The following is a 16,363-nucleotide window of genomic DNA, read 5'->3' as shown; positions in this document are numbered from 1 at the left end:
TTGATTATATTCTACATTATATCAATCTATTAAAGAAAGTTGGACTCGCTTCTTATCCTCATCAACCGATAAGATCGTCACCTCCATTTCCTGATTTAATTTTACCACGGTATTTACATCACTCACAAATTCATTCGCCAGTTTAGAGATATGTATAAGTCCGCTCTCTTTTATTCCTATATCCACAAAGCAACCAAAATTGGTAATATTATTCACAATGCCGGGTAAACGCATACCCGGTTTTAGATCGGCAATGGTTTTTATAGAAGAATCAAAGCTAAAAGGCTTTTTCCTGGCCCGGGGATCTACACCCGGTTTTTCTAGCTCTTGCAAAATATCTTTTAAACTGGGGACTCCTAAATCTCCCGTAACATAATCTTCGGGCTTTATATTTCCCAAGACCTTTTTGTTTCCTATAAATTCCTCAGGATTTAAACCATTTCTTTTAGCCATTTTTTCAACTATAAAATAACTTTCGGGGTGTACTGCCGAATTATCTAAAGGATTTTCAGCATTTCTAATTCTTAAAAATCCGGCTGCTTGCTCAAAAGCCTTTGCACCAAGTCTTGGTACTTTTAGCAACTCCTTTCGACTCGCAAAATGGTGATTTTCTTTTCTATATTCCAGAATATTTTGCGCCAATCCGGGGCCAATTCCTGAAACATAAGAAAGTAATTCCTTGCTAGCCGTATTTAGGTTTACTCCAATTTTATTTACACAACGCTTAACCACTACATCCAGCTTTTCCTTAAGTTTTGTTTGATCTACCTCATGTTGGTATTGCCCTACCCCAATAGCTTTAGGGTCAATTTTCACCAATTCAGCAAGCGGATCACTCAATCTTCGGCCAATAGAAACAGCGCCACGAACAGTAACATCATAATTAGGAAATTCTTCCCTGGCTATTTTAGAAGCCGAATATACCGATGCGCCAGCTTCATTTACCGTAAAAACCAATACTTCTTTAGGTAAGTAAACATTTTTAATAAACTGTTCGGTTTCCCTCGCAGCGGTACCGTTCCCTATAGCAATAGCTTGAATTTTATACGCATTTACCAGGCTTTTAATTTTCGCTGAAGCAGCATCGATTTTCTTTTGTGGCGGGTGGGGAAATATGGCTTCATTGTAGAGTAAATTTCCTTGCTCATCTAAACAAACAATTTTGCAACCAGATCTAAAACCGGGATCTATAGCCAGAATTCGTTTGCTTCCCAAAGGTGCTTCCATTAATAATTGCTCGAGGTTGGACGCAAAAACAGCAATCGCATCTTCATCGGCTTTTTCTTTTGCATCATTAAGAAATTCGGTTGCAAAAGATTTTTTAAGCAATCTCGCAAAAGCATCTTCTGCTGCATTCTTTAAGTACTTTACTCCCGAAAAGCCCTTATTTTTAATTACTGCCTTTTCAATTATGGCTAAAGCATCAAATTTATCGACTTCAACTTTAAGCTTAATAATCCCTAATTTTTCGGCACGATATATTGCTAAAAATCTATGGGAAGGGATTCTTTTAAGTGGTTCTTCCCATTTCTCAAATTGTGTAAATTTTGGTGCCTCAGGATGTTCTTCCTCTTTTTTCACCCATTTTGTACTTAGCAAGGCCTTTTGAGTATACAACCTCCTAAGAGAATTTCTCACATAAGTATTCTCATTAATCCATTCGGCAATAATATGCCCGGCACCGACGAATGCTTCAGATTTACTTTTTATTGTTCCGGAAATAAATTGTTGTGCAGATCTCTCTATATTCGGTGAGTTCTGGGCCATTAACATTTTAGCCAGTGGTTCTAAACCGGCTTCCCTGGCAGTATCTGCTTTGGTTTTTCGTTTCTTTTTGTATGGTAAATAAAGGTCTTCAACTTCAGCTAAGGTTGTGGCCTTATTTATTTTATCGGCCAAAGCCTCGGTCAATGCCTCCTGTTCTTTTATAGATCTAAGGATGGCATTTTTTCGGGTTTCCAATTCCTTAAAAGTACTAAGCAGTTGAGAAATCTTTTCTATTTCAGTTTCATCTAAATTTCCTGTGGCCTCTTTCCGATAACGAGAAATAAACGGAATGGTGGCATCGGCTTCTAAAAGTGAGATGGTGTTTTGTATGCTTTTAGCAGCCAGCTTTGTGCGAGATTGTATATAGTCCTGTACTTTCAATTATTGCAATTTCAAATTATATAATATGTAGGTTTTAGCAAATATAGGGTTCAAAAGAATTAAATAATCCCTTCTTCCCGTGAATGTTCTATAGCCTTATGGCTATGTTTAAAGTAACAAATGCTAACCCCCAGACTTTCAATGTTTCTAAGAATTTCAGTGATATTAGGTTTTTTCTTTCTACCCGTTTGCCTAATATAAACCGCTTTTAAGCTCTGCGGAAAAATTTTACAAATACGCTCATAAATATCAGCATCTTTCTGAGAGTCATCGCCTAGTAGAACGTAGGGAATATTAGGATAAAAAGATATTATATCTTTTATTTTTTCAAATTTATGATCGTGGCTTCCCCGCCCGGTAAATAAAAAATCTGAAATCCTGGTTTTAATCTTTTTAAGTTTTATGACCGCTTTGGGTAGTTCATGCATTTTAGCGAACTCATTCACAAATTCATATAAATTCCACTCACTACTGGAAACATAGAAAAAACTATTGGAGGCATGTTCTAAATCCTGGCCAGCCCGGCTTAATTGTTTGTAATGTTCTACCACATCGTCAAATGTCTGGCGTTTATTGATATTCTTGGACAACATGACGTAAAGTTTCTTAAAAACACTGTTGCTGTGGGAGATTAAGAATGTGTCGTCTATATCTGAAATAATACCATATTTAGAAGGATGAGGCTTTAAAAACTCACCTTTTTCTATCATTCCAAAATTTTTAATATTACAGCTCACCTCATATTCGTGCCAACCACTTTTTAAATCTTCAGAAAATGGAATGGAAAACCTAAAATAGCCATCTTTTAAGGTTTTAGTAGTAACCTCAATATCTCTAAACCTTAAAGTGATCTCTTTATTTTCTAAAGGACTAATGCGAAACATATGAATAATGGCCACCGCATGTTTAAGTCCGCGCCTATCCATCTTATACTTATCTGGCGCCCACGATTTAAATAAATGTCCATATACATTAAGCTCCTGGTCATTTACGTAACCGCGATAAAGTTTTAGATCTAATTTCAAAATTTTAGAATTTTATTGAATTTTTCTAATTCCAAAATAATTAATTTTAAGAACATATTTGAAGCTATATGAAAGAAATAGATAAGGTTTTACTGATTGTAAATCCCATTTCGGGCGGGATTAATAAAAGAAATATCAATCAAAAAATTGAGTCGGAGGTTAGTAAATTAAATGCAGAGCTAGAAGTTTACCAGACAACCGGTGAGAATGATCAAAAGAAAATTAAAAATTTGGTCGCCTCAGAGACCTTTGATAGGATTCTAATTGCCGGTGGCGATGGAACTATAAAGCTGGTAGCCGAAGCATTATTACCGCACAAAACACCTATTGCCATAATACCGGCCGGTTCAGCTAATGGGCTTGCCCTTAATTTAGGTATTCCAAATGATCTACAAGAACAACTAAATATTGCCTTTGGAAACACGGTAACCAAAATGGATGTATTGGAGATTAATGGCGAGCTATGTTTGCACATGGGAGACCTGGGAATAAATGCCGAGTTGATAAAAAACTATCAAAAATCTCGAATTAGGGGAAAAATGGGGTATCTTCTTCAGTCTATCCCCACCCTATTGTATAGTAAATATCCATTTGAATTTGAGATTCAAATGGAAGATAAAAGCTTTACCAAAGAAGGAATCTTACTGGCTTTTGCCAATGCAAAAAAATATGGCACCGGTGCCAATGTAAATCCTAAAGGAAAAATTAATGATGGTGTTTTTGAGCTTCTTTTGTTTAAGAATTTCAATATGCTTGAAATCTTAAAAACTCTACGTAACGAAACCGAAGTGAATTCTGAATTTGTAGAGATAATTCCTTTAAAAGAAGCACGAGTCTATTGTAAAAATCCGGTTTCATTTCAAATTGATGGTGAATATATTGGTGAAGAAGAAGAAATTTATGTCAAAATTTCTCCTGAAAAACTGTCAATAATGACCTAAAAATATCGTGAAACAATCTGTATCACTATTTAAACAAACATTTATATAGCTTCTCAACATTGCTTCAAAAAAGGGAATATGTTAATTACCCCGTGTCAAGCCAAAAGGGATTAAATATTATTTGATTTCGAGGCAAGCCCTGAAGCATCAAGTCTCAATTATGGGTTGAACGCAATTAGCCAAACATTATAAAAAAGCCCTCAACAAAAATTATTGCGAGGGCATATTTTTATATACTTAGCTTCCTAAACTTAAAGAGACATGGCCTTTCCGCCACCTAAGTCCTCAACCGGACCGCAAGGAATATATTCTCCCGGAATGGGATCGTACCACATTACATTCTCACCAATTTCTTCACTGGTTTTATAAGCCCATATTCCCATATTACGTACTTCTTGCAAATAGGCAAGAGAACCGGCATCGGCATCTAACGTAATTTCCAAATCTTTATCCTGTGGATCCTGGGTCTCGGTATTTCGTTTTGCTATCTCATCCCTCTCTGCTTGCGTAGCTTTTAAATATTTGGCCACAATTTGTTCATATTCTTCTAAACTGCCTTCACTTTCTTCTTTATTAAACTGACTTTTAAAAGCTCTGGAAAAAGCATCGGCAGATTCTTTAAAATTCTTCTGGCGTTCTTCAGAAGCTACTTCCTGCATATAAGAATCTATAAACTCAGCAATGTTTAGGTCTTCTGCTCCTGGTGTATCTGTTCTAGGTATAATTACCTCCAATATTTGTTTTAAAGCAAAACCATTAGAAACGCTTAGAAAAACGGGTTCCCAATTAGAACCGGATTCACCTTTACAACTTTGCAAAAGATTTAATGTTGCAGGGCCAACAACTATAGCTCCGGCTCCAAGTCCTATGTTTTTTAATGCCTGTCTTCTGTTCATAATCCTAAAATTAAGCGTTAGATGTTCTAAAGTTCTTTGAAGCATGGTCTGCCGCTCTTGCGGTCATCGCCATATAAGTTAATGATGGGTTTTGGCAACCGGCAGAGGTCATAAAAGATCCATCGGTAACATATACATTTGGAACGGCATGTATTTGGTTATTAGCGTTTAAAACCGATGTTTTAGGATCTCTTCCCATTCTGGCTGTCCCCATTTCGTGTATTCCAAGACCAGGTGCTCCTAAATAATCATAAGGCCTAACATCCCTAAATCCACCTTTCTCAAGCATCTCAACAGCCTGGTTTACCATATCCTTTCTCATTTTAAGTTCATTTTCTTTAAACTCGGCATCAAAAGTTACAGTAGGAAGGCCCCATTCATCTGTTTTGTTATAATCCAGGGTCATTTTATTTTCATGATAAGGCAAAGTCTCCCCAAAGCCCATTAATCCCATAGTCCAACCTCCGGGTTTTACAATGGCTTCTTTCAACTCTTTGCCATAAGAGGCTTCAGCAATGCTTTGGCTCCAGTCTCCCCTACCGGCACCTCCCTGGTAACCATATCCTCGTTTAAAATCAAGATTATCTCCGGCTTTTAAGTTTCTAAATCGCGGTAAGTAAATGCCGTTTGGTTTTCGGCCTTTATAATATTGATCTTCAAAACCATCATACTTTCCTGAAGCTCCGGCTCGAAAATGATGATCCATTAAGTTATGACCTAATTCCCCGCTATCGTTCCCCATACCATTCTCAAACCTATCTGATTTTGATTGCATTAGAATACTTGTGGAGGCAATAGCAGAAGCACAAAGAAAAATCACGTTCGCCTTATATTCAATTTCCTCCTTAGTTTCGGTATCTATAACTTTAACTCCTGTAGCACGTTTTTTATCGGCATCGTACAGGACTTCGCTAACTATAGAGTTTGGTCTTAATGTCATATTGCCCGAACGCTCGGCTGCCGGCAAAGTAGATGAATTACTACTAAAATACCCGCCATAAGGACAACCTCTAATACAACGATTTCGGAATTGACAATTAGAACGACCTTCAAATTCCTTATTACCTGTAAGATGTGCAACACGCCCTGCTGTTAACACCCTACCATCACTAAAATTCTCTGACATACTTTTTCTAAGGTGGTCTTCTACGCAATTAAGTGGCATTTGTGGAAGAAACTTTCCATCTGGCAACTGACTTAAACCAAGATTTTCACCACTTACCCCTATATAAGACTCTACATAGTCATACCAGGGTGCAATATCTTTATAACGAATGGGCCAATCTACTCCGTGACCATCAGTTTTATTCGCAGTAAAATCTAAATCGCTTAAACGATAACTATGTCTTCCCCACATAATAGACCTACCTCCCACGTGGTAACCACGCATCCAATCGAATCTTTTAGTTTCATTATAAGGGTGCTTAATATCATCTACGAACCAATGTGCACTGGCTTTATTGGTAGTGTAACCTGTACGGGATTGCTTCTCCTGGCGTTTCTTTTCCTCCCTTGTTAACTGTCCTTTATGCTTATAATCCCAGGGATCATCGTTCATTGTAGGATAATCTTCAATATGTTTTACCATACGTCCCCTTTCCAACACCAGGGTTTTAAATCCTTTTTCACTAAGCTCTTTCGCGGCCCAACCACCGCTAATTCCGGTACCTACGACTATTGCATCATAAGTGTCATTTTCATAATAATTGCTCACTCTCCTGTAGTTAATTAATAATTTAGTTAATCGAATCCTTCCAAATATATAAATTTATGCTTATAATTTTACTTCTTTAAAAAAAAGTATACTTTTAAGATTCCAAAAATATCAGTAAAATTACATTTCGTAACACTTAAACTTATCTTATGAAAATTACCTCAACCAATTTTTTTTCAATTTCCCTTATGTTTTTATTATTCCTCGGAATTTCTTCCTGTAAAGATCAAAAATCACAAAAAGAAAGTACGGCAACCACCGAAGCTAGTTCAGAAGTAACTAAAGAACCTTTTTTTAAACTTTCTCTAGCACAATGGTCTCTTAACAAACCTATTTTTGCAGGCGATTTAGACCCTATGGATTTTGCTGAAAAAGCAAATGAATTGGGTTTTGAAGGTATTGAATATGTGAGTAGTTTTTATGCGCAAAAGATTAAAGATGCCGAAAATCCTGAAGAAGCTTTGCAACAGGTCTTAAATACTCTAAAAGTAAAAAGTGAAGAATTTAATGTAGAAAACGTATTAATAATGGTTGATGGTGAAGGCGAATTGGCCAGTCCAGACCAAAACGAACGTGAAAAAGCAGTTGAAAATCATAAAAAATGGGTTGATGCCGCTAATTACCTGGGAGCCGAGTCAATTAGGGTAAACCTTTTTGGTACCGACGAACCGGAAGAATGGAAAACCGCTGCAACTAAAGGATTAAAAGCCCTTAGTGAATATGCAGCAGAAAAAAATGTTAACATTTTAGTTGAAAACCACGGTTACCTATCCTCCAATGCTGCACTATTAGTAGAAGTTATTGAAGATGTTAATATGGAAAATTGTGGGACACTACCTGATTTTGGAAATTTCTGCCTTAAAAGAAAAGGTGGTGAGCGTTGGGACGCCTCTTGCGTTGAAGAATACCCCAAATACCAGGGTATAGAAGAAATGATGCCTCACGCTTTAGCCGTAAGTGCAAAATCTTACGATTTTAATGAACAAGGCGAAGAAACCACGCTGGATTATGAAAGAATACTTAAAACTGTATATGACGCAGGATACACCGGATTTATTGGTGTAGAATATGAAGGTCAAAATTTATCTCCAGAAGAAGGTATTAAAGCCACCAAAGAGCTTTTAATAGAAGTTGGAAGTAAACTAAATAATCAATAGAAGTAACCGGAGATAATGAAAATTTTAACCAGAATTCAACTTTCAACCATGATGTTCCTCGAATTTTTTATTTGGGGCGGATGGTTTGTAACCTTAGGAACATTTTTAGGACAAAATTTAAGTGCTACCGGTGCACAAACAGGTATGGCTTTTTCTACACAATCATGGGGGGCCATTATAGCTCCCTTTATAATTGGATTAATCGCCGACCGCTTTTTTAATGCCGAACGTATTTTGGGCTTCCTTCATCTTGCAGGTGCAGTTTTGCTTTATATGATGTTCCAATCTGAAGATTTTACTAATTTCTATCCCTTTGTATTAGGTTATATGATTATTTATATGCCTACCCTGGCTTTGGTAAATTCTATATCCTTTTACCAAATGACAGACCCTTCCAAACAATTTTCCGGAATTAGGGTTTTTGGAACCCTTGGATGGATTATTTCGGGAGTGGTAATTAGTCTTGTATTTGGCTGGGACTCTGCTATAGCCCGCGAAGAAGGAATGCTAAAATATACCTTTTTAATGGCTGCAGTTGCTTCTGCTATTTTAGGCTTATTTAGCTTTACACTGCCTAAAACCCCTCCCAGCAGTAAAGGGGAAAAAGTTACGTTATCTGATATTTTAGGCCTGGAAGCACTTGCTCTACTTAAAGGAAAAAACTTTTTGATGTTTTTTATTTCATCGGTTTTAATTTGTATCCCATTGGCCTTTTATTACCAAAATGCAAACCCATTCCTTTCAGAAGTTGGTATGGAAGATCCAACTTTTATGATGTCTATTGGCCAAATTTCTGAAGCCTTATTTCTTTTGTTATTGCCTTTCTTTTTTAAGAAATACGGATTCAAAATTACTTTACTTGCCGGAATGTTAGCCTGGGTGGTACGTTATTTACTATTCGCTTATGGCGATGCCGGAGAACTTACTTTTATGCTAATTATAGGAATTGCACTCCACGGTATTTGTTACGACTTTTTCTTTGTTTCCGGGCAAATCTATACCGATTCCAAAGCCGGGCCAAAAATTAAAAGTGCTGCGCAGGGCTTGATTACCCTGGCTACTTATGGTGTAGGTATGTTAATTGGTTTTTGGGTAGCAGGACAAATAAGTGATCTTTATCTAAACGCCGATGGTAGTCACGACTGGCAACAAATATGGGTAGTTCCCGCAGGATTTGCTTTTGTAGTAATGATAATATTTGCTATTTTCTTCAAAAATGAAAAAATAGAAAAAAAAGATATTGAAATATAACACAGTAAAAGAATAGAATAGTATGGGTAAAAAAATAAAATTAGGAGTTTTAGGCGGTGGTGGTGATTCCCTTATCGGAATTTTACACCGGGTAGCCTCTTCTATGTTTGATAAATTTGAGTTTGTAGGAGGCGTATTCAATCCTGAGTTAGACGAAAGCAAAAAGTTTGCGAAGGAATTGGGGATTGGAACCGATAGGGTTTATCAAGACCTGGATCATTTAATTACAGAAGAAACAAAACTACCGGAAGATGAGCGTATAAAAGTGGTTTCTATTCTAACGCCAAATTTCCTGCACTTCCCTATGGCCAAGCAGCTTTTGGAAAATGGATTTCACGTGATTTGTGAAAAACCAATGACCACTACTTTTGAAGAAGCTAAAATTCTTGAAGAAACCCTCAATAAATCGAAAACTATTTTCGCGGTCACCTATACCTACACAGGTTATCCAATGATTCGCCAGATGAAAGAAATGATTGCCACAGGCGAGATTGGAGAGGTTCAAAAAATAGATGTACAATATTACCAGGGTTGGATAAACCCTATAATTCATGATAAGGATCAAAGAAACAGTATTTGGAGGCTCGATCCCGAAAAAGGTGGTATAAGCTGTTGTATTGGTGATATTGGAACACACGCCTTTGATATGATTGAATACGTTTCGGGGCTTGAGGTAAAAGAACTTTTAGCCGATTTAAACTATGTGTATTCAGATAATAAAATGGATGTAGATGGTACTGTGCTGCTTCGCTTTTCAGATTATGTAAAAGGAGTACTAAGGTCCAGCCAAATTGCAACCGGGGAAGAGAATAATTTTGCCGTAAAAATCTACGGAAAAAAAGCCGGCTTAAAATGGGAACAGGAAAACCCAAATTACCTCTATAAATTGGAAGATGGGCAACCAATAAAAGTTTTAAAACCCGGGCACGAGTATAATTCAGCACTTTCGCTAGACGGAACAAAACTACCTCCGGGACATCCCGAAGGTATTTTCGATTCTATGGGTAATATCTACAAAGGAGTAGCAAAAGCTATTAATGGCGAAAAATATCATCCGGCAGAGTTCCCTACGATGAAAGATGGAGTACGCGGAATGAATTTCATTGAAAAAGTAGTAGACTCCCATAATAAAGGGAACGTTTGGGTGAAATTAGACTCATAAAATTTTAGTAAGATGAACCAGCATAATGCTGGACATAAAATAAGTAATATACAGGTAAGTAATTTAAACCTGTAAAAATTCCCACTTTGGGTTCAGAATTATAAAGAGATGAAAACAGTAAAAGGACCTGCGGTTTATTTAGCACAATTTATGGATTCGAAAGCGCCATTCAATAGTTTGGATGGTTTATGTAAATGGGCTGCAGATTTAGGATACAAAGGAATACAAATCCCCACCTGGGAATCGGCTCTAATAGATTTAAAGAAAGCCGGTGAAAGCAAAGAGTATTGCCAAGAAATTAAAGGAAAAGTAGCTTCTTATGGTCTAGAAGTAACCGAGCTTTGTACTCATTTACAGGGCCAACTTGTAGCGGTACATTCAGCTTATGATACTATGTTCGATAATTTCGCTCCAAATGAAGTTAAAGGCAATCCAAAGGCAAGAACCCAGTGGGCCGTAGAACAATTAAAAAGCGCAGCTCGTGCCAGCAGGAATTTTGATTTAGATGTGCACGGAACTTTTAGCGGTTCACTGCTTTGGCATACCGCGCACCCCTGGCCACAAAGACCTGAAGGCCTGGTTGAAATGGGGTTTCAGGAACTCGCAAAACGATGGTTGCCTATTTTAAATGAATTTGATGAACAGGGAGTTGATCTTTGTTACGAAATTCACCCGGGTGAAGATTTGCATGATGGGGTAACTTTTGAGCGTTTCCTTGAAGCCACAAATAATCACAAAAGGGTAAATTTACTGTATGATCCCAGTCATTTTGTGCTACAACAACTAGATTATATTTCGTACATAGATCATTATCACGAATTCATAAAAATGTTTCATGTAAAAGATGCCGAATTTAACCCTACCGGAAAAAAAGGTTCGTTTGGTGGCTATGGTGACTGGATAGACCGTGCGGGAAGATACAGACATCCGGGAGATGGCCAGGTAGATTTTAAAACTATATTTTCTAAATTAACCGAATATGGCTGTGATGTTTGGGCCGTTCTTGAATGGGAATGCTGCATTAAATCGCCAGAACAGGGTGCGCGTGAAGGTGCGCCTTTTATTAAAAGTCATATTATTGAAGCTACCCAAAAGAAATTTGACGATTTCGCAGGCAGCGAAGTTGATGAAGAGAAATTAAAGCGAATCTTAGGAATTAACTAAATTTATAAAATAAACCCTATAATATTTCAAATATAAATTAAGAAGAGTTGTAGTTCTCTTAAATAAGTTACCTTCTGGAAAACTAACGAGGCAATAAATGATTTTATTTGATTTCGAGCCAAGCCTCGGAGTCCTGAAAATTATTCGGATAAATCTCTATTATTGAGCAAAAAACCAAAAACCAATGAAGAAAAATATTTTAATTTTAGGAACCTTAGCCATATTATCTACCTCCTGTAAATCTGATAAAAAAGATGAAAAAACACAGGAAGCCGATAAAACTGTAGATACTACCGCCATGGCAAATAATGAAGATAATTGGACCCATTTGTTTAATGGCGAAAACCTTGAAAGTTGGAAAGCTTTTAATGCCGATTCAATATCAGACCAGTGGCAGGTAAAAGATGGGGCTATCGCTTTCACCCCGGCAGAGGGAAAAAGAGAAAGCACAGAAAACCTTATTTCTAAAAACTCATATGCCAATTTTGAACTCTCATTAGAATGGAAAATTTCAGAAGCAGGAAACAGCGGGATTATGTGGGGCGTTCAGGAAAGTGAGGAGTTTTCTGAACCTTATTTAACCGGTCCTGAAATTCAAATTTTAGACAATAAACTGCATCCTGATGCCAAAAACGGTCCCATAAGGCAGGCCGGAGCTCTTTATGATATGATGCCACCCAGTGAAGATAAATCACGTAATGCCGGAGAATGGAACAAAACTGTTATAAAAATTAACCATAAAACCAATAAAGGTTCGGTTCGTTTAAATGGTACGCTAATTACAGAATTCCCGGTTCATGGTGAAGAATGGGATAAACTGGTAGCAAACTCTAAGTTTAAAGATTGGGAACACTTTGGAAAAACCAAAGAAGGCCATATTGCTCTTCAGGACCACGGAGACAAAGTGTGGTTTAGAAATATTAAAATTAGAGAATTAGATTAACCTGATTCCTATTTTATAATTGGGGCTGTTTGAAAAGATTTTAAAACCGTCATCCTGAATTAATTTCAGCTTGACGAAAATATACTCTTCAGACAGCCTCTTTTTTATTTTAGTACTTGTACTAAACAATTTGTAAATTATCAAGAAACCTGTTGGGAAACCTACAAGTTTTTAAGTAAACTACCTCGGGGTAAGCCCACGAGACATTCGTTGGAAACAAATTTTTAATTTCGAGGCAGGCCTCGGATTATTGCACCCTTTGGCGGTGCCCATAAAAAGATTTTTAGGTTTCAAGACATGTCTCGAGGTCTTGATACTTAAAGCTTATGAAGTAAAAAATAAAGTAATGAGAACCGAAAAAGTAAATTTTAAAAACAACCAGGGTAATGATTTATCGGGCTATCTAGAACTACCAATAGACCAGGATCCTCATAATTTTGTTCTTTTTGCTCATTGTTTTACCTGCAATAAAAATTTCTTTGCGGCTAAAAATATAAGTAGAACCCTCGCACAAAACGGTTATGGCGTCCTAAGGTTTGATTTTACCGGACTGGGTGAAAGCAAGGGCGATTTTGCAAATAGTAATTTTTCAGGAAACATAGAGGATTTACTTGCGGCTGCTGCCTATTTAGAGCAGGAATTTAAAGCACCCGGCCTTTTAATTGGGCACTCCCTTGGTGGTGCCGCAGTATTATTTGCTGCAAAAGACTTACAATCGGTTAAAGCAGTAACTACTATTGGCGCTCCCTCTACCACCGCGCATGTTCAACATTTAATAGAAGACAGTGTTGAAGAGATTGAAAGAAATGGCAACGCAACAGTGAATATTGGCGGAAGAAGCTTTAACATTAAAAAACAATTTTTAGAAGATATTGATAAACATGAATTAACCTCTTATCTAAACAAGCTTAAAAAATCGCTTTTAATTATGCATTCGCCGCAAGATAAGATTGTAGGCATTAAAAATGCCGAAGAATTATATATAGCAGCAAGACATCCAAAAAGTTTTGTTTCTTTGGATGGGGCTGAACATCTTTTAAGTAATAAGGAAGACGCAACTTATGCCGGTAATGTAATCGCCACCTGGGCTTCAAGGTATTTAAGCATTCCGAATAAAGAAATTCCAGAATCTAATGCCGATGTTGTAGCGGTCTTAGAAAAAGAAGATGCTTTCACCACAAGAATAAAAGCAGGAAATCATAGTTTTTTGGCAGATGAACCTATAAGCTTTGGAGGGAAAGATTATGGGCCTACCCCCTATCAATTTTTATCTTCAGGTCTGGCTGCCTGTACTTCCATGACGCTTCAAATGTATGCTAAGAGAAAGAAATGGCCCCTTGACGATGTAGAAACCCACGTGTATTACTCAAGGGAACATCAAAAAGACTGCGAAAATTGTGAAAAAAGCGATACCAAAATCGATACATTTAGAAGGGAGATTAAGCTCTATGGAGATTTAGACAAAAAACAAAAAGAGCGTTTACTGGAAATTGCAGACCGTTGCCCCGTGCATAAAAGTCTTACTTCAACCACAACTATAAAAACCAAATTGATCTAAACCAGGCTAAGGGTTGTTAACCTATCCTTAAATCTTTTGGCTATACCCTGCGATAAAATTAATTTAGCATTGTTAAATCTAAAACCAATCATAGATTATGAAACGAATAAGTTTATCATTAGTATTTTGCGCCTCTTTATTTATTATAGGTTGTAAAAACGAAAAGAAAGAAAATGAAACAGAAAATGCTGCCGAAACAGAAATGAATTCTGAAATGGATAGCATGGAAAAAGAAGAAGAAATTAAAGAGATTACCGTGCCTTTAGAGCCTAAAAGTGGAAGTGACTTAGGCGGAGAAGTAACTTTCACTCAGGAAAATGGTGAAGTTACTATGGAAGCGACCATTACAGGTTTGGCTGAAGGAAAGCACGCAATACACATTCACCAAAAAGCAGATTGCTCTGCTGAAGATGGAACCTCTGCCGGGGGCCACTGGAACCCAACCAATGAAAAACACGGGAAATGGGGTGATGCCGAGGGCTACCACAAAGGCGATATAGGAAACTTTGAAGTTGATGCCAATGGTGAAGGAACTATTACTATGACAACCGATGAATGGTGTATAGGTTGTGAAGACGATAACAAAAATATTGTTGGAAAAGCGATTATTGTACACGATGGTGTAGACGATTTTACTTCTCAACCTTCTGGAGCTGCGGGAACCAGAGTTGGATGTGGAGTTATAAAAATGTAATCTTTTTTACATAATTTTTAATAAAAAGCGGCATTTTGCCGCTTTTTATTTTTTTGAGGCGAGAGATTTACATACTTTTACTGGGCAAGCCACATACTACTTTATGCAACAAGATGCTTTAATTCTAGAACTTCAAAACGGTAACCAGCGTGCCTTTGAACGTATTTATCATTTGTATTCAGAAAGCACCTATGGTATTATTTATAGTATAGTTAGGGATGAGAGCATAGCTGAAGAAGTACTACAGGATGTATTCTTAAAAATTTGGGACAAAGCCCCAAGCTATAATTCTAATAAAGGCCGGTTTTTTACCTGGATTCTTAATATTGCCCGAAATGCTGCCATAGATAAGATAAGGTCTAAAAGTTTTAAGAACAATCAACAAAACCTTACGTCTGATAATTTCGTAGATATATTAGAGGCAAAAACAAATTTCTCTGAAGCAGTAGATGCTATAGGCCTAAAAAAGTATGTTAAAGCTTTAAAACCGGTTTGTAAGAAATTAATAGATTATCTTTTTTTTAAGGGATATACACAAAAAGAAACTTCAGAAGAATTAGATATGCCACTGGGTACGGTAAAAACCCGTAATAGAATTTGTATCGATAAGTTAAGAGCAATGGTTATTAAGTAATGGATATTAAAAAGTACATATCATCTGGAATCCTGGAACTTTATGTTTATGGCGCGCTTTCTGAAAAAGAAAGTCGGGAGGTAAGCCGTGTGCTTAAAAAATACCCCGAAGTTAAAACCGAAGTAGAGGAGATTGAAAAAGCTCTACTCAATTTATCGGCTGCTACTGCACCTAATAATGCAGAACATTTAATTACCAGTATAAAAGATAAATTAACCGGAACATCTGCAAAAACTACTCCTGAAAGACCGGTTAGAACCATAAGTTGGATTACCTATTCCGGTTGGGCAGCTAGTTTATTATTACTTATAGGACTTTTTACCTTCTTTAACCGTACCAATAATTTAAGAGAAGAATTACGTACAGCACAAGCCAGAAATTTGCAAATGGAAGAGCAAATTGCCAATGCCAGGGAGAATGCAAAAGATGCTGAGGAATTACTGGCAATTATTAGGGATAAAAATGTACAGCGCATCCCATTAAGGGGGCAGGAAGTAGCTCCGGAAGCTTATGCCTCGGTATATTGGAACACCCGTGATAATACCGCTTATATAGATGCAAAAGACCTTCCTGAACCACCAAGAGGAAAAGTTTACCAGGTATGGTCCCTCACCATGCAACCACTTACCCCTACCAGTATAGGTTTACTGGCAGATTTTAAAGCCGATGACAATAAAGTTTTTAGTCTTGAAAACCAAAACCAGTCTGAAGCCTTTGGAATTACTTTAGAACCTGAAGGTGGTAGTGAGACTCCAACTATGGATCAGCTATATGTTTTAGGTACCGTAGCCGCTCCATAAACAAACATCTTATTATTTATTAAAAAGGAGACTGAGCCCTTAGTGAAAACTAAACTAGAAACACTTTCTAGAAATAGAACATTGATAAACAAAAAGCCAGTATCTCTTAATTCTAATTCATAAAAAATAAAGGCCTGCTGTAAATCATACAGCAAACCCTTACTTAACCAACCAAAAAAAATTCAAGAAAACCGGGGCTAGTAGCAAATTAGATTTGAATTACCCCACTGTCTAAAGATATATACGTAAAAACACAGCTTTGGGTTTTGTTTACTT

14 protein-coding genes are annotated in these 16,363 nt (G+C 37.0%); 10 read left to right on the top strand and 4 right to left on the bottom strand.

Going from position 1 to position 16,363, the window contains the following annotated elements; genetic code table 11:
- Nucleotides 1-21: 21 nt before the first annotated feature.
- Both GUB10_RS07400 and GUB10_RS07395 read right to left on the bottom strand, forming a co-directional pair.
- Entirely contained in the window at nt 22-2,148 is a 2,127-nt protein-coding gene (locus GUB10_RS07400) for a Tex family protein (RefSeq protein WP_193710800.1), read from the bottom strand.
- Nucleotides 2,149-2,207: 59 nt separating this feature from the next.
- The gene (locus GUB10_RS07395) at nt 2,208-3,173 is read right to left on the bottom strand and encodes an App1 family protein (RefSeq protein WP_193710799.1); all 966 of its coding nucleotides are present in this window, start codon (nt 3,171-3,173) and stop codon (nt 2,208-2,210) included.
- A gap of 68 nt (nt 3,174-3,241) precedes the next feature.
- Between GUB10_RS07395 and GUB10_RS07390 the strand changes: the two genes are divergently transcribed.
- The gene (locus GUB10_RS07390) at nt 3,242-4,114 is read left to right on the top strand and encodes a diacylglycerol kinase family protein (RefSeq protein ID WP_193710798.1); all 873 of its coding nucleotides are present in this window, start codon (nt 3,242-3,244) and stop codon (nt 4,112-4,114) included.
- 251 nt (nt 4,115-4,365) lie between these two features.
- Here the strand turns inward: GUB10_RS07390 and GUB10_RS07385 are convergent, their stop codons facing one another.
- Together GUB10_RS07385 and GUB10_RS07380 are read right to left on the bottom strand one after the other, a co-directional pair.
- Nucleotides 4,366-5,010, bottom strand: a complete 645-nt coding sequence (locus tag GUB10_RS07385; protein WP_193710797.1) for a gluconate 2-dehydrogenase subunit 3 family protein — start codon at nt 5,008-5,010, stop codon at nt 4,366-4,368.
- 10 nt (nt 5,011-5,020) lie between these two features.
- Complete coding sequence (locus GUB10_RS07380) at nt 5,021-6,724, bottom strand: GMC family oxidoreductase (protein ID WP_193710796.1); 1,704 nt, start codon at nt 6,722-6,724, stop codon at nt 5,021-5,023.
- A 149-nt stretch (nt 6,725-6,873) separates the two neighbouring features.
- On the opposite strand from GUB10_RS07380, the gene GUB10_RS07375 reads away from it, so the two are divergent.
- From GUB10_RS07375 to GUB10_RS07335, 9 genes are all read left to right on the top strand, one after another.
- A complete protein-coding gene (locus GUB10_RS07375; protein WP_193710795.1) occupies nt 6,874-7,881 on the top strand; it encodes a sugar phosphate isomerase/epimerase in 1,008 nt (335 codons plus the stop codon).
- Between the two features lie 15 nt (nt 7,882-7,896).
- Nucleotides 7,897-9,132, top strand: a complete 1,236-nt coding sequence (locus GUB10_RS07370) for a nucleoside permease (RefSeq protein WP_193710794.1) — start codon at nt 7,897-7,899, stop codon at nt 9,130-9,132.
- A gap of 22 nt (nt 9,133-9,154) precedes the next feature.
- Nucleotides 9,155-10,294 (top strand): Gfo/Idh/MocA family protein, encoded by a 1,140-nt coding sequence (locus tag GUB10_RS07365; protein WP_193710793.1) that lies wholly within the window; start codon nt 9,155-9,157, stop codon nt 10,292-10,294.
- A 108-nt stretch (nt 10,295-10,402) separates the two neighbouring features.
- Nucleotides 10,403-11,458, top strand: coding sequence for a sugar phosphate isomerase/epimerase (locus tag GUB10_RS07360; RefSeq protein WP_193710792.1), 1,056 nt, complete (start codon nt 10,403-10,405; stop codon nt 11,456-11,458).
- A gap of 184 nt (nt 11,459-11,642) precedes the next feature.
- Entirely contained in the window at nt 11,643-12,401 is a 759-nt protein-coding gene (locus GUB10_RS07355; RefSeq protein WP_193710791.1) for a DUF1080 domain-containing protein, read from the top strand.
- 346 nt (nt 12,402-12,747) lie between these two features.
- Entirely contained in the window at nt 12,748-13,959 is a 1,212-nt protein-coding gene (locus tag GUB10_RS07350) for a bifunctional alpha/beta hydrolase/OsmC family protein (RefSeq protein ID WP_193710790.1), read from the top strand.
- Between the two features lie 97 nt (nt 13,960-14,056).
- The gene (locus GUB10_RS07345) at nt 14,057-14,653 is read left to right on the top strand and encodes a superoxide dismutase family protein (RefSeq protein ID WP_193710789.1); all 597 of its coding nucleotides are present in this window, start codon (nt 14,057-14,059) and stop codon (nt 14,651-14,653) included.
- Nucleotides 14,654-14,756: 103 nt separating this feature from the next.
- Nucleotides 14,757-15,287: an RNA polymerase sigma factor gene (locus GUB10_RS07340; protein WP_193710788.1), complete on the top strand. Its 531-nt coding sequence runs from the start codon at nt 14,757-14,759 to the stop codon at nt 15,285-15,287.
- Nucleotides 15,287-16,087: an anti-sigma factor domain-containing protein gene (locus GUB10_RS07335; RefSeq protein WP_193710787.1), complete on the top strand. Its 801-nt coding sequence runs from the start codon at nt 15,287-15,289 to the stop codon at nt 16,085-16,087. The genes GUB10_RS07340 and GUB10_RS07335 overlap by 1 nt, the downstream gene beginning before the upstream one ends.
- The last annotated feature ends 276 nt before the right edge of the window (nt 16,088-16,363 follow it).

The sequence above is a fragment of the Salegentibacter sp. BLCTC genome (assembly GCF_015143665.1).
In the GTDB taxonomy this organism is placed as follows: Bacteria; Bacteroidota; Bacteroidia; order Flavobacteriales; family Flavobacteriaceae; genus Salegentibacter; species Salegentibacter maritimus.
Note: the sequence above shows the minus strand (reverse complement) of the source record. Positions and strands in the feature narration are given on the sequence as shown.